The following is a 14,124-nucleotide window of genomic DNA, read 5'->3' on the forward strand; positions in this document are numbered from 1 at the left end:
GTCAGGGTCCGGCCCCGAAAGTCGCTTGGTGGCAGACCCTTTCCCGCAGACACACGCCATGCCTTCCCTGCGCCAATCGTTCGATGCGGTCGTGGACCTGCCCCCGCAGGCACGGCGCGACTGGATGGACCGGCACTGCCCCGACCCGACCGACCGCCGCCACCTGGAAGCGCTGCTCGCCGCCCACGCACGCACCGAACCCGTCCTGCTCGACACACCCGTCGCCGCTCTGATCGATGCGTTGAAGGCGGAAGACATCCGCCCGCCGCAGGCGTGGATCGGCGAGCGCATCGGTGACTTCCGGCTGATCAGCCCACTGGGCCAGGGCGGCATGGCCACCGTGTTCCTCGCCGAACGCGAGGATGTCGATTTCCAGCAACGCGTCGCGGTCAAACTGCTGCGGCGCGGACCGTATTCCGAACTGCAGCAGCAGCTGTTCCGCCGCGAACGGCAGACGCTGGCGGCGCTCACGCACCCGGCCATCGCGCGCCTGATCGACGGCGGCGTCACCAACGAAGGCGTGCCCTATCTCGTCATGGACCACGTGGACGGGCTACCGATCACCCGCCACGCGGAACTCCGCAACCTGGACCGGACTGCACGACTGCAGCTGCTGTGCGACGTCTGCCGCGCGGTGGACGCTGCGCACCGGCAACTGGTCGTCCATTGCGACCTCAAGCCCTCCAACATCCTGGTCACGACCGACGGCTCGCCGCGGCTGCTGGATTTCGGTGTCGCGCGCCTGATCGACGCCACCGGCGACGGCGAAGGCGCAACCGCCATCGGGCTGACGCCGGGGTACGCAGCACCCGAGCAGTACACCGGCGCTGCCGTGACCACCGCCACGGACGTGTACGCGCTGGGCGTGCTGATGCGGGAGTTGCTGAGCGGCGAGCGCCCCGATGAAAGTACGCGCCAGGATGCGTTGCCGAAGGGCGATCTTGGCGCGATCCTGTCGAAGGCTACCGCGGCCGAGCCCGCCCGTCGCTACGCATCGGCAGGCGATCTGGCCGAGGATCTCGAACACCACCTGCGCCACGAGCCTGTCCGCGCGCGGACGCCGTCGCCGCTCCATCGCATGCGCCTGTTCGCCCGCCGCCATCGCGGTGGCGTCGCCGTCGCGGCCATGCTGATGGTCGCCGTGCTCGCCAGTCTGTCGGCCGCACTCTGGCAGGCGCACACCGCGCGCGTGGCCGCAGACGAAGCGCAGGAGCAGGCTTGGCGTGCGCGCAACGAAGCGCAGCGTGCGAATGCCGTGCGCGACCTGCTCGTGCAGTTGTTCGAGAATGAAGCTCCCCGGGGTCCGCGCGCGTCGCTGCCGGATACCGCCACGCTGCTGCAGCGTGGGGCCGAACGCGCACGCACCGATCTGGTGGCCTCGCCAGCGTTGCAGGTCGAGATGCTGGTGGTGATCGCACGGATCTACGACGAGATGTCCCGCTACGACGACGCACGTCCGCTGCTGGCACGCGCCGTCGCCATCGCGCGCGCACTGCCCGCGCGCGACCACGCCGCGCTCGGGATGGCGCTCAGCCAGCAGGGACAACTCGCGTCCAGCGAGAAGGACTATCCCGCGGCGCTCGCGTTGTTGAACGAAGCGCTCGCGGTCCAGCGCAGCGTCGATCCGCAGGGGCTCGCCGCCTCCCTCACCTACCACCGCCGCGCGATCGTGCGCAGCGAGATGGACGAGCACCAGGCCGCCATCGCCGACCACTTGGCCGCCATCACGATCCAGCAGGCACGCCTGCCGCCACGCGATCCCCGCCTGGTCCGCAGCTACGGCGCGCTGGGTACCGCGTACACGCGCGCGCACCGGGCCGACCAGGCCGTGCGCTGGCAACGGCATGCCCTGGCGTTGACGCGCGCGGCGTACGGCAATGAACATCCGGAGACGTCGCGACGGCTCAGCAACTACGGCATCGCGCTGATGGCGGTTGGACAGATGGCGGAAGCCGAGGCGCCGCTCCGTGAAGCCGTCGGCATCGCGCGCCGCATCTATCGCGAACCGAACGCGGACGTCGCGCCGCGTGTGCACAATCTCGGCGGCGTGTACCTTGCGCTGGGTCGCCTCGACGAGGCCGAACCGCTGCTGCGCGAAGCCATGGCCATCGAGCATGCGATCGGCCGCGAGCGCTCGCCGGGCATCGGGTTCTCGCTGGCGAAGCTGTCCCGCATCCAGGAACTGCGCGGCGACTTGACCGGTGCGTGCACATTGGCCGATGAGGCGCGGGCCCAATTGGACAGAGTGCTGCCACCCACGCACGAACAGCGTCTCGACGCCGAACTGCGCGTCCTCCGCCTGCAGTTGGTGGCTGGCCTCGATCATGACCTGCGGGAACACGCGATCGACCTGCAGCGGCGCGTCGACGCACAACACGAGCCGTATCTGTCGGCGAACGCCCTGTACGTGCGCGCCCTTGCGCATGCGCGGCAGGGGGAGGACGCGGCGGCGATCGCCATGATCGATCAAGCGTTGCGGATCGGCGACCGTCCGCGCTCGTTCCCGCACGACCTGCTCGCGTGGTACGCCACGCTGGCGCAGCTGCATGCGCGCAATGGGCGTCCCGAGGCAGCCGCACGCACGCGCCGGGAGGGCCTGGCGTTTGCGGACCGTATGGACATTCCTGCCAACCATCCTGCCCGCATTGCGTTGGCGACCGCCTCCTTCGTCACGATGGCCAACGCGCCCTGAATCGTTTCGCCCCGCATCGTCGGGACGTGTCAGTGAGCACGGCAGGAAAGCGCTTGTCTCTGTGAACCCTCACGCAGAGACCGGACTTCCATGCTGCTTTCACGCCACGCCACGCACGCCGCCGAACCGCTGACCGACGTTCCCTCCCCGTCCGCCGCCGCTCCACGCGGCGGCGATACCGAACCCAGGCCTCCGACCCCCTTCAACCCGTGGACGCGTGCGGTGCAATGTCTCATCGGCCTGCTCGCACCGCGCCACGCCGCACGCAGGGGGTTGCTGCAGCTCGATGACGAGACCGGCTTCGCCGGCTGTCCGCGATACGTAGAAGGCTGCCCGGAACGCCGTGAAACACTGGCGTTGCGCGGCCGGTGCCTGCAGGTAGTGTCCTGGGGCGATCCGCACCGGCAGCCGTATGTGCTGCTACCGCCGCTTGACGCGACGGGCCGTGAGGCGATGGCCGGCTGGGTGCGCGCTCTGACGGCGCACGGGTACGCCGTCGTCGCCTTCGCCCGCGAGGGCCGTACGGTGGCCACGCAAACGTCCACCTTGCTGGAGACCGCGGGCGACATGCTCGAGGTCGGCCGCCGCTGCGGCGAAGCGGCCGCGGTCATCGGCCATTCGCTGGGCGCCATGTCGGTGGTGCTCGCGCTGCACCAGGGCCTGCGCGCGAAGCGGGCGATCCTGGTCTCCGCGCAGGCCGATCCTCGCGCGGCGTTGCAGCGCTTCGTGGATCGTTCCGGCATGGGACCGCGCGTGGGCGCGCGCATCCTGGCGCTGCTCGAATCCCGCATTGGCCAAGGATTGGATGCGCTGCAGGCGCACCGCATCGCACCGGCCATCGGCATCCCGGTGCTGGTGGTGCACGATCTGCTCGACGACGAAGTGCCCTGGGATGAAGGCGAGCGTTTCGCCCGGCACCTCACTGCTGCGCGGCTGCTGACCACGCTCGACCTCGGCCACCACGGCGTCCTCAACGACCCGACGGTGCTGCGCGACTGCGTGCGTTTCCTGGAAGGCGAAGCGATCGGCGACAAGGTCGTGTCATCGCCCAATCTTCCTTACGGCTTCAGCTGACATGGTGCCGGCGCGCCGCCACGACGTGGCGCCTGCCTGCATCATGCGATTCCGCCACGCGCGCAGGAGTTCCGGCCACGATGCCGGCGACGCCATGACGGGCCTCTGCCTGCGCGGTGGCCGCGGGATGCATGCGCCGCCCGCGTGCAGCGGCTGCACGCTGGTCATCGCGCTGCGCGGCGAGGCGGACGTCGAGACCGACGACGGCGTATTCCGGCTCGCCGGCCGCCGGTTCCTGGCGCTGCCGGGCGACGCGCCCAGGCGCCTGCTCGCCGGGCCCGGCGCGGACTGGGTGCTCGTGCACGCGCCCAGCCACTGGGCACAGGCGCTGTCCGAGCCTGCAGAGCGTCGCGGCCTGGCGGCGCCACTGCTGCTGCCCGCCGTACTGCCCATGGACCGCCCGATGCTGCAGCGACTCTCCGCATTGCTGCGATGCGCGCCGCATCCTTGCGACCGCGAATCGGGGCGCGAACTGGCCGCCGTGATGCTGGCAGCGCGCAACGCGCAGGCACGCGCCGCGGACTGGGTGGAGCGCGCCTACGGTCGCAGCGAACGGCATCGGCGCGCGGTCGTGGCACGCCTGCTGACCGCGCGCAACCGCATCCTCAACGCCCCGTTCGATGCGCACGACCTTCGCGCCCTGGCCGAGGCTGCGCGCTACTCGCCCTCGCATTTTCTGCGTTCGTTCCGTGACGTGTTCGGGATGACGCCCCACGACCTGCTCACCCAGACCCGCCTGCTGCGTGCCTGCGCACTGATCCAGGATGGCCGGCTGGCGATCTGCGAGATCGCCGCGAGCGTTGGCTACGAGAGTCGGCATGCGTTCTCGCGTTCTTTCAAACGCGCCACCGGGGTCACCGCGACCCGCTTCCGTACCGCGGGCGGCGCCCGCTGAGCCATCACCATCCCGAAGCGCGACAGGCGTACCCGCACATCACGACGGCGGACACCGCCACCCGCGTGCATCGCGCAACACGGGCGGCACGACATGCGTCGCACGCGACTGCGCACCGGGCCTCTCTCCCCGGTGCGCTTTTTTCGCACGTGGAAAGGCCGCGCCCTCATGGACGCGGCCGGCTGGACCACTGCGGACGACTCAGAACTTCTGCTGGTACTTCAGGTAGACGAACCGTCCGATGTCGTAACCACCGTAGTACGAGTAGCCCGAGCTAGGCTGCGAGTACATCGGCGGCCCATAGCGCTCGAACACGTTGTTGGCCCCGAACGAGATCGTCGCGTTCCAGGGCGCCTGGTAGCGGACCTGCACGTCGTGGAAGGTCGTGGAAGGTCGCTCGTGCATCCGCAGGATCTCGCCGCCCGTCCAGGGCGCGCGGTAGTTCGGCAGGCTGCAGATGTCGTCGAAGACGCAGCGCTCCTTCACCCCCGCGTAGTACCGCATCCCCCAGGACACGCCCCATGCCCCGTGCTCCCAGCCCAGATTGAGGTTGGAGCGGATGCGGAAGTTGCTGCCTATGCTCGTCGCGATGCCATTCAACTGCTGCGGCGGATTGTCCTCCAGGTCGTCGGTCTTCAGTTCGAGCTTGCTGATGTACGTGCTCAGCCAACTGGCGCTGAAGATGCCCCACGGTGTCGTACGGCGGTAATTGACATCGAAATCGAAACCCTCGGTCTCGACATGGCCCACGTTGATCGGCGTAGTGGTGAACGAAAGGATCTCGCCGGTGGCCGCATCACGTTCGAAGCGCGAGCCCGTCGATGCGTTGCAACGCGCCTCGATCCCCCGCAGGTAGCAATCGTCCAGCACCTGGGTCTCGGTGTCGGCCACGATGGTGTTCTCGATGCGGATCGTCCACCAGTCCAGCGACACGTTCAGCCCCGGCGCGAACGATGGACTGAATACCACGCCCAGCGTCGTCGATTCGGACGTTTCCGGAGTGAGGTCGGGATTCGAACCCGATACGAAGGGGATCGGCGTCTGCGTCCCGGGACCGTCTGCGATGCCGTCGGCGTCATTGGCGGGCTGGCGGAAGTCGGCGGGCACGTCCTGCAGGCATCGCGCATTGCCGCGCGCGGCGCCGAAGGCGGTGTCGCACGGATCCGTGTAGAACGAGAACGTCTGCGACGCGCCGCCGTACAGATTGCTGACATCCGGCGCACGGAAGCCCTCTGCCCACGTGCTGCGGACGAGCAGCGAGTCCACGGGCTTCCATTTCAGGCCCAGCTTGCTGTTGGTGGTGTCGCCGAAGGTGTCGTAGTCCGAATAGCGCGTCGCCGCACTGAACGTCAGCTCGCGGGCCAGCGGCACCTCGGACAGCAGCGGCACCTGCACCTCGGCGTAGATTTCGTCGAGGCTGTAGCCGCCCGCCGTCGGCCCGGCCGCGAGATCGGTGGAACCGCCCGACTGGGCCAACGCATCGGGCGAGAATTCGCCGTATTCCTTGCGGTGCTCCACGCCCAGCGCGACCGCCAGGTCGCCGGCCGGCAGCGTCGCCAGCGTGCCGGTGATGTTGGCGAAATAGTCCTGCGTCTTCGTCATCGAGACGGCCTGGCCGACCGGGAAGATGAACTGCCTGACGGCCGGGTCCGTCGCCGAGCCGTCACCCGGACCGCCATAACCGAATGGCAACAGCGGATTCCACGGCGTGCATTCGCCCTGGCTGGTGCCCAGCGGAATCGGGTTGTCCGGCGTGCCGCACTGGACCACGCCCTGGCTGTTGAGGAACGAAGGGCCCACCGCCATCCGCACGGCGGCAAGGTTGAGGTTGCCGGTGCCGACCTGCACGCCCTTGTTCTGGTTGTAGAGGTAGCCCACGTCCCAGTCCCAACTGCGGCCGGCCAGGTCGAAGTAGCCCGACAGCGTGCCGCTGAAGCGATAGGTGGTCAGCGAAAGCCGGTTCTCGCGCGGCACTTCCCAACCGCGACGGGTGAAATGCACTTCGGTGGGCTCCGCGTCGCCGCTCTGGTTGCCGACGGGGTTGTAGTAGCTGTCGATCGACATCGGCGTATCGAACGCCTGCGACGAGTATGGATAGCCTGCATTGCGCGAGAACGAGGCGCGGTCGGTGTAGAGCATGTCGCCGGCGAAGCGGATGCGGTCGCCGAGCGCGTGATCGAGGTTGACGAACACCGACTTGCGTTCGATGCCCGCCAGCAGCGTGGACTGCTGGACCGGCAGCGAGAAGTCGGTGTCGTCCAGCGCGCGGTAGCTGCCCAGGTCGCGCGGATCGAGTCCGGGCGTCTCGCGCCGGAGCGTGAAGTTGCCGCGCCCGGGGACGATCAGGCGACCGTACTGCGTGGTTCCGCTTTCACCACCCGGCCTCGGCACCCTGCCCTCGCCCATCGGGAAGCGGCTCGCGGAGAACCAGCGATCGGTGGCCCATACCGGATCTTCTTCCGTGTACTCCGCGCCGACTGTTACCGAACCGCGGTCGCCACTGAAACCGGCGATCAGGTCCAGTACCGTGCGCTGGCCGTCGCCCTGCGAGTATTGGCCGCCATAGACGCTGGCCTGCATGCCATCCATGTTGCGCCGGGTGATGAGGTTGACGACGCCGGCGATCGCATCGGAGCCGTACAGCGTCGATGCGCCGTCCTTCAACACTTCGATCCGTTCGATCATCGCCGCCGGAATTTGCGAGAGGTCCTGGAAGCCGCCGGTGGTGATGCCCAGCCGCTTCCCGTTGACCAGCACCAGGGTGCGGTTGGGGCCGAGGTTGCGCAGGTCGATGTACGCACCGCCCACCGCTTCGCCCGCGGCAAGCGGCGTGATGCGGCTCACCGCCGGACTGCCCGCGCTGGTGATGTTCTGCAGGATATCGGCGACGGAATTGAAGCCCTGCTTCTGGATCTCCTCGCGCGAGATCACCAGCACCGGCGCGGCCGTCTCCACATCCACCTGTCGGATGCGCGACCCGGTCACCTCGATGCGATCCAGTGTGGTGGGCGCCGGCGCCTCCTGCGCGTGGGCCGTCGCCGCGGTGGCCGCGCACGCGACCAGGGCGACGCGGATCGCGTCGCGCAATGCATGTCGTTTCATTTGAATCCCTCTCCTCCGATGGCTGTCGTTCGCGTCGTGTTCGGTGAAAACATCGTTAAGCACCGAAGTTCGTACGCTACGGAGCCGGTCCGGCAGAGAGGTGTCCCGCGCGCGGCTTTGCCGGAACGCTTGTTGCGGTGTCGCGGTGCGCATATCGCGGAAAAACAAAAAGGCCCCGCATCGCTGCGGGGCCCTTCCTGGAACGGTGACGCGGGAAGCGGGACTTAGAAATCCATGCCGCCCATGCCGCCCATGCCACCGCCGGCCGGCATCGCCGGCTCGTCCTTCTTCGGAGCCTCGGCCACCATCGCTTCGGTGGTGATCATCAGGCCTGCGATCGAAGCGGCGTTCTGCAGCGCGGAGCGCGTGACCTTGGTCGGGTCCAGGATGCCGAACTCGATCATGTCGCCGAACTCGCCGTTGGCGGCGTTGTAGCCGAAGTTGCCCGAACCGTCCTTGACGCGGTTGACGATTACCGACGGCTCTTCACCGGCGTTGGTGACGATCTCGCGCAGCGGGGCTTCCATCGCGCGCAGGGCGATCTGGATGCCGTGGTTCTGGTCTTCGTTGGCGCCCTTCAGGTTGCCGATGGTCTGCAGCGCGCGGATCAGCGCGACGCCGCCGCCCGGGACCACGCCTTCTTCCACCGCCGCACGCGTGGCGTGCAGGGCGTCTTCGACGCGGGCCTTCTTTTCCTTCATTTCGATCTCGGTCGAGGCACCGACCTTGATCACGGCCACGCCGCCGGCCAGCTTGGCCACGCGTTCCTGCAGCTTCTCGCGGTCGTAGTCCGAAGAGGTCTCTTCGATCTGCGCCTTGATCTGCTTGATGCGCGACTGGATGCGCTCGGCATCGCCGGCGCCGTCGATGATGGTGGTGTTCTCCTTCGAGATCACGACCTTCTTCGCACGACCCAAGTCGTTGATGGTGGCCTTCTCGAGCTGCAGGCCGACTTCCTCGGAGATCACCGTGCCGTTGGTCAGCGTGGCGATGTCTTCCAGGATGGCCTTGCGGCGGTCACCGAAGCCCGGCGCCTTGACGGCGGCGACCTTGACGATGCCGCGGATGGTGTTGACCACCAGCGTGGCGAGGGCTTCGCCTTCCACTTCCTCGGCCACGATCAGCAGCGGCTTGCCGGCCTTGGCGACGCCTTCCAGCACCGGCAGCAGTTCGCGGACGTTGGAGACCTTCTTGTCGTGGATCAGGATGAAGGGGTCGTCGAATTCGACCTGCTGCGACTGCTGGTTGTTGATGAAGTACGGCGACAGGTAGCCGCGGTCGAACTGCATGCCCTCGACGACGTCGAGTTCGTTCTCCAGGCCGGAGCCTTCTTCAACCGTGATCACGCCTTCCTTGCCGACCTTCTTCATGGCCTCGGCGATGATGTCGCCGATGTTGCTGTCGGAGTTGGCCGAGATGGTGCCGACCTGGGCGATGGCCTTGTCGTCGGCGGTGGGCTTGGAGAGCTTCTTCAGCTCTTCGACGGCAGCCTTCACGGCCTGGTCGATGCCGCGCTTCAGGTCCATCGGGTTCATGCCGGCGGCGACGGCCTTGGAGCCTTCGCGGATGAACGCCTGCGCCAGCACGGTGGCGGTGGTGGTGCCGTCACCGGCATTGTCGGAGGTCTTGGAAGCGACTTCCTTGACCATCTGCGCGCCCATGTTCTCGAACTTGTCGGCCAGTTCGATTTCCTTGGCGACGGACACGCCGTCCTTGGTGATGGTGGGGGCGCCGAAGCTCTTCTCGAGCACGACGTTGCGGCCCTTCGGGCCGAGGGTGGCCTTGACGGCATTGGCGAGGATGTTCACGCCGCGCACCATGCGCGTACGGGCGTCTTCACCGAAACGGATATCTTTGGCTGCCATGTGCAACTCCAGGAGTATTGAGTGTGGTTCGTGAGGCGGGCAGGCCCGCCATCAGGAGGAATGCGGTGACGTGGGCGGCGGCGCGGAGCCGCCACGCGCGATCAGCCGAGGATCGCGAGGACGTCGTCTTCCTTGATGATCTTGTACTCGACGCCTTCGTACTTGTAGGGCGAACCCGAGTACTGGCCGTAGATCACCTTGTCGCCCACCTTCACCTTCGGGGCGCGCACGCCGCCGGTGGCGTCGATGAACTTGCCTTCGCCGACGGCGACGACTTCACCCTTGGTGGGCTTTTCCTTGGCGGCGTCGGGGATGATGATGCCGCCGACGGAGGTTTCTTCGGCTTCGATCGGCTTGACCACCAGGCGGTCGTACAGCGGCTTGATATTGCTCATGTCAATCCTCTTAAGTGATTGATTGGACTAGGAAAGGGGCGGCGATGTTAGCACTCCCCACGGGAGACTGCCAACGCCAGGGGCACAAAAACCCGACAGGGCCGGGATGCGAGGGATATCGGGGTGCCCGGCGCGGTTTCAAGGGCTGGGTGCACATATCGGTCGCGGGGGCGCCCGGACCGGGTCTGCGATAATCGATGCCCCATGCCCGTCTTCCTGATCCTGTCGACCTGTCCCGACGCCGACACCGCCCAGCGGTTGGCACGGGCGCTGGTGGACGAGCGCCTGGCCGCCTGCGTCAGCGTCAGCGTGCTGCCCGGCATGGTGTCGACCTACCGCTGGCAGGGCCAGGTGGAACAGGCCAGCGAGGTCCAGCTGCTGGCCAAGACTCCCGCCGACCGGCGCGACGCCCTGATGGCGCGGCTGGCCGAACTGCACCCGTATGAACTGCCGGAGATCCTGGCGGTCGAAGCCGCCACCGGCCTGCCCGCCTACCTGGCGTGGGTCGCCGCTGAAACCCGGGCCGATGGCGCCCCCTCGAGTTGAAGACCCAGACCCGATGACGCTGATCCGCACGCTGTTCGCCTTCCTGGCCGTATCCCTGCTCGCCGTGGTGGCACCCGCTGCATCCGCGGCGATCACCCAGGACGACCTGCTGCCGGTGGACGAGGCCTTCGTGCTGACGGCCACTGCACCGGCGCGGGACCGTATCGAGATCCGCTGGAAGATCACCGACGGCTACTACCTCTATCGTCACCGTACCAGCGTGGAGGCGGGCGCCGGCTTCGCGGCGCAGCCGTTGCAGCTGCCCAAGGGGAAGGCGTATCGCGACGAATTCTTCGGCGACGTCGAGACGTATCGTGGCGAACTGATCGCCGCCCTGCCCGGCCAGCCTGCGCCCGAGGCCGACAGCGTTACCTTGAAGATCAAGTATCAGGGCTGCGCCGACGCCGGCATCTGCTACCCGCCGCAGACACGCACAGTGAAGGTCGCGCTGCCGGCCGCTGCGGGCGAGGCGTTCGTACCGCTCGGTGCGGGTGCGCTGACGGGTGGACTGCTGGGGCAGAGACCGCAGGCGGGCATGGATACCCTGCCGCTGCCGGCCGAACAAGCATTCGGCTTCGAAGCGATCGCCTTCAATGGCAACGAGCTGCTGTTGCGCTTCACGCCGGCACGCGGCTATTACGTCTACCGCGACCGTACCTCGATGGCGCTGGAAGGCGCCGCTGGCGTGTCGCTGCAGGCACCGCGCTGGCCGGCCGGCAAGGCCCACCGCGATGAGCACTTCGGCGATGTCACGGTCTACTTCGAGCAGGCCGAAGTGCCGGTGCCGCTGCGAAGGGAGCACCCCAAGGCCGTGCCGGCCACGCTGCGCGTGACCTTCCAGGGCTGCCAGACCGACGGCATCTGCTACCCGCCGATGACGCGACGGGTGACGCTGTCGATCCCGGCCGGCGCGGCCACGCCGGCCAGCACACCCGACGTGCCCGCACCCGCCGCCGTCGCACCGCTGCCGGCAACGGCGATACCGGACGATGCGACCGCCAGCGCGCCGGCCACGCCCGCAACGACCGCAGCCGACGTGGAACGCACCCGTCCCCCCCAAGAGGTTCTGGCGCGCAACCAGCGCGGCGCCACATCCCTGCTCGCGGCGCTGGCGCTGGCCCTGTTCGGCGGATTGATCCTCAACCTGATGCCCTGCGTGCTGCCCATCCTGTCGCTGAAAGCGCTGTCACTGGCCGACAGCGGACGCAGCGGCGGACAGGCGCGCCGCAGCGCGCTCTGGTACACCGCCGGCGTGCTGGTCAGTTTCGTGGCGGTCGGTGCGCTGGCGATAGCCTTGCGCGCGGCTGGCCAGGCGCTGGGCTGGGGATTCCAGTTGCAGCAGCCGTGGGTGGTCGGACTGCTGGCCTATGTGATGTTCGCCGTCGGCCTGAGCCTGTCGGGCGTGTTCGCCATCGGCCATCGGCTGGCGGGCGCCGGGCACGGCCTGGCGTCGCGCAGTGGCGCGGCAGGCGATTTCTTCACCGGCGTGCTGGCGGTGGTGGTCGCCAGCCCGTGCACCGCACCGTTCATGGGCGTCGCGCTGGCGTACGCCTTCACCGCGCCGACACCGCTGGCACTGCTGGTGTTCGCGGTGCTGGGACTGGGGCTGGCGCTGCCGTTCCTGCTGATCGGCTTCGTGCCCGCGCTGGCCAATCGCCTTCCGAAGCCCGGCGCCTGGATGGAAACACTGAAGCAGGTGCTGGCGTTCCCGATGTACCTCACCTCCGTGTGGTTGCTGTGGGTACTGGGAAATCAGCGCGGCATCGACGCGGTCGGCCTGGCGCTCGCCGGCCTGGTGCTGCTGGCACTGGGGCTGTGGTGGTTCCAGCGTGTGCGCTTCGCCGCAGCGCCACTGCAGCGTGTGTCGGCGCTGATGCTCACTGTCGCCGCACTGGTGCCGCTGGCGATGGTGCACCGGCTGCCGGCGGAGGCTGCGGCGGCACCGACGGCCGACGGCCACGTGGCCTATTCGGCGGAACGTCTGGCAACGTTGCGTGCCGAGCGCCGCATCGTGTTCGTCGACATGACCGCCGACTGGTGCGTCACCTGCAAGGCCAACGAAAAAGCCGTGCTGAACACCACCGCGTTCCGCGACCTGCTGGCAGAGCACGACGCGGTGATGATGACCGGCGACTGGACCAACGTGGACCCTGCGATCACCGCGTTCCTCGAGCAGCACGCGGCCGTCGGCGTACCGCTGTACGTGATGTATCCGCGCAATGGCGGCGAGGGCGAGGTGTTGCCCACCGTGCTGACCCACGACACGATGCGCCAGGCGTTCGAACGGGCGGCACGATGAAGGTCACCACGCCGCGCATCCTGGCCGTCGCCCTCTTCGCCGGTGGCCTGGGCCTGGTGGCCAGCCTGTGGTTCAACGGCAATCCGCTGTGGCGGACCGGACCCGGCGAGCGCGCCCTGCACGCCGCGGTGAATGCGACCGCCCCCAGGCCTCCGGAAGGCGTCACGCCTGCCGGCATCGGCGATCCCATGCCGGCGCTCGCGCTGCCGGGGCTGGATGGAAAGATCGTCGATCTCGCGGCCACCTATCGGGGCAAGCGCCTGCTGATCAACGTCTGGGCCAGCTGGTGCGGGCCCTGCATCGAGGAGATGCCCGAGTTGCAGCGCTTCGCCACGTCCCAGGGAACCGGGGGCGTCCAGGTGGTGGGTCTGGCGCTGGACACGCCTGAGGGCGTGCAGGACTTCCTGTCGCGCGTGCCGGTCGGCTATCCCATCGTGCTGGACACGCCCGGTCCGGCCGACGCCAGCGTCTGGCTGGGCAACGCCAAGGGCGTGCTGCCGTACACCGTGCTGGTGGGCGCAGACGGGAGGATCGAACGGCAGAAGGTCGGGCCCTTCCAGCACGGCGAGATCAGCGGGTGGGTGGACTAGGCTCCCGCCGGGAAGTTCATCGAACCTGCTGCCATCGTGGCGTGACCACCGTTCGGCACACGCGCCGTCGCGGTTTGCTCCCCCTTGCAAGTCCTTGATCCGAGATGGGTCGCCCCAGAATCAAACAATCGCTTAAAACAAGGCAAACTTCGGCGAACTGGACAGCATCGCCGGCTTCAAGCAGACTGCCGCCCTTCCGCTGGAGGCGTCGATGGCGAAGCTGCTGGTCCTGCATGGCCCCAACCTCAACCTGCTCGGCACCCGCGAGCCGGAGGTCTATGGCCACGCGACGCTGGCCGACATCGATCTGGCACTGACGGCACAGGCGCAGACCGCCGGGCATGAACTCGCGACGTTCCAGTCCAATGCGGAACACGCGCTGGTCGACCGCATCCAGGCGGCCCGCACCGACGGCACCGCCTTCATCCTGATCAACCCCGCCGCCTTCACCCACACCTCGGTCGCGATCCGCGATGCCCTGGCGGCCGTGGCCCTGCCCTACATCGAAGTCCACCTGTCCAATCCGCACACCCGCGAGCCGTTCCGCCACACCAGCTACGTCAGCGACAAGGCGGTCGGCGTGGTCTGCGGCTTCGGGGCGGACAGCTACCGCTACGCGCTGGATGCCGCCCTGCTGCGGCTGCCCGCCTGACTTTCCTCTGTTCC

General features: G+C 68.2%; 10 protein-coding genes. 7 read left to right on the plus strand and 3 right to left on the minus strand.

Going from position 1 to position 14,124, the window contains the following annotated elements; translation table 11 throughout:
• Positions 1 to 58 precede the first annotated feature (58 nt).
• The 3 genes from WBN46_RS12210 (at position 59) to WBN46_RS12220 (ending at position 4,661) form a co-directional block, all read left to right on the plus strand.
• On the plus strand, positions 59 to 2,692 hold the full coding sequence (locus WBN46_RS12210; RefSeq protein ID WP_337731745.1) for a serine/threonine-protein kinase: 2,634 nt from the start codon (positions 59 to 61) through the stop codon (positions 2,690 to 2,692).
• A 90-nt stretch (positions 2,693 to 2,782) separates the two neighbouring features.
• Positions 2,783 to 3,766 carry an alpha/beta hydrolase gene (locus WBN46_RS12215; protein ID WP_337731746.1) on the plus strand — a complete coding sequence of 328 codons (984 nt, stop codon included), beginning with the start codon at positions 2,783 to 2,785 and terminating at the stop codon, positions 3,764 to 3,766.
• 43 nt (positions 3,767 to 3,809) lie between these two features.
• Positions 3,810 to 4,661 carry a helix-turn-helix transcriptional regulator gene (locus WBN46_RS12220; protein WP_337731747.1) on the plus strand — a complete coding sequence of 284 codons (852 nt, stop codon included), beginning with the start codon at positions 3,810 to 3,812 and terminating at the stop codon, positions 4,659 to 4,661.
• A gap of 201 nt (positions 4,662 to 4,862) precedes the next feature.
• Here the strand turns inward: WBN46_RS12220 and WBN46_RS12225 are convergent, their stop codons facing one another.
• The 3 genes from WBN46_RS12225 to WBN46_RS12235 form a co-directional block, all read right to left on the minus strand.
• On the minus strand, positions 4,863 to 7,769 hold the full coding sequence (locus tag WBN46_RS12225; protein ID WP_337731924.1) for a TonB-dependent receptor: 2,907 nt from the start codon (positions 7,767 to 7,769) through the stop codon (positions 4,863 to 4,865).
• A 218-nt stretch (positions 7,770 to 7,987) separates the two neighbouring features.
• Positions 7,988 to 9,628, minus strand: a complete 1,641-nt coding sequence (groL, locus tag WBN46_RS12230) for a chaperonin GroEL (protein WP_142126166.1) — start codon at positions 9,626 to 9,628, stop codon at positions 7,988 to 7,990.
• Positions 9,629 to 9,729: 101 nt separating this feature from the next.
• Positions 9,730 to 10,023, minus strand: coding sequence for a co-chaperone GroES (locus WBN46_RS12235; protein ID WP_142126167.1), 294 nt, complete (start codon positions 10,021 to 10,023; stop codon positions 9,730 to 9,732).
• Between the two features lie 204 nt (positions 10,024 to 10,227).
• Here WBN46_RS12235 and cutA point away from each other — a divergent pair, with 204 nt between their 5' ends.
• The 4 genes from cutA (at position 10,228) to aroQ (ending at position 14,110) form a co-directional block, all read left to right on the plus strand.
• A complete protein-coding gene (cutA, locus tag WBN46_RS12240) occupies positions 10,228 to 10,569 on the plus strand; it encodes a divalent-cation tolerance protein CutA (RefSeq protein ID WP_337731748.1) in 342 nt (113 codons plus the stop codon).
• 13 nt (positions 10,570 to 10,582) lie between these two features.
• Positions 10,583 to 12,868, plus strand: coding sequence for a protein-disulfide reductase DsbD (locus WBN46_RS12245; protein ID WP_337731749.1), 2,286 nt, complete (start codon positions 10,583 to 10,585; stop codon positions 12,866 to 12,868).
• Positions 12,865 to 13,458 carry a TlpA disulfide reductase family protein gene (locus WBN46_RS12250; protein WP_337731750.1) on the plus strand — a complete coding sequence of 198 codons (594 nt, stop codon included), beginning with the start codon at positions 12,865 to 12,867 and terminating at the stop codon, positions 13,456 to 13,458. The genes WBN46_RS12245 and WBN46_RS12250 overlap by 4 nt, the downstream gene beginning before the upstream one ends.
• Before the next feature lie 211 nt (positions 13,459 to 13,669).
• Complete coding sequence (gene aroQ, locus WBN46_RS12255; RefSeq protein WP_337731751.1) at positions 13,670 to 14,110, plus strand: type II 3-dehydroquinate dehydratase; 441 nt, start codon at positions 13,670 to 13,672, stop codon at positions 14,108 to 14,110.
• Positions 14,111 to 14,124: the final 14 nt, after the last annotated feature.

Origin of the sequence: Pseudoxanthomonas sp. CCNWLW251 (assembly GCF_037402255.1) — a bacterium.
Classification (GTDB): Bacteria; Pseudomonadota; Gammaproteobacteria; order Xanthomonadales; family Xanthomonadaceae; genus Pseudoxanthomonas_A.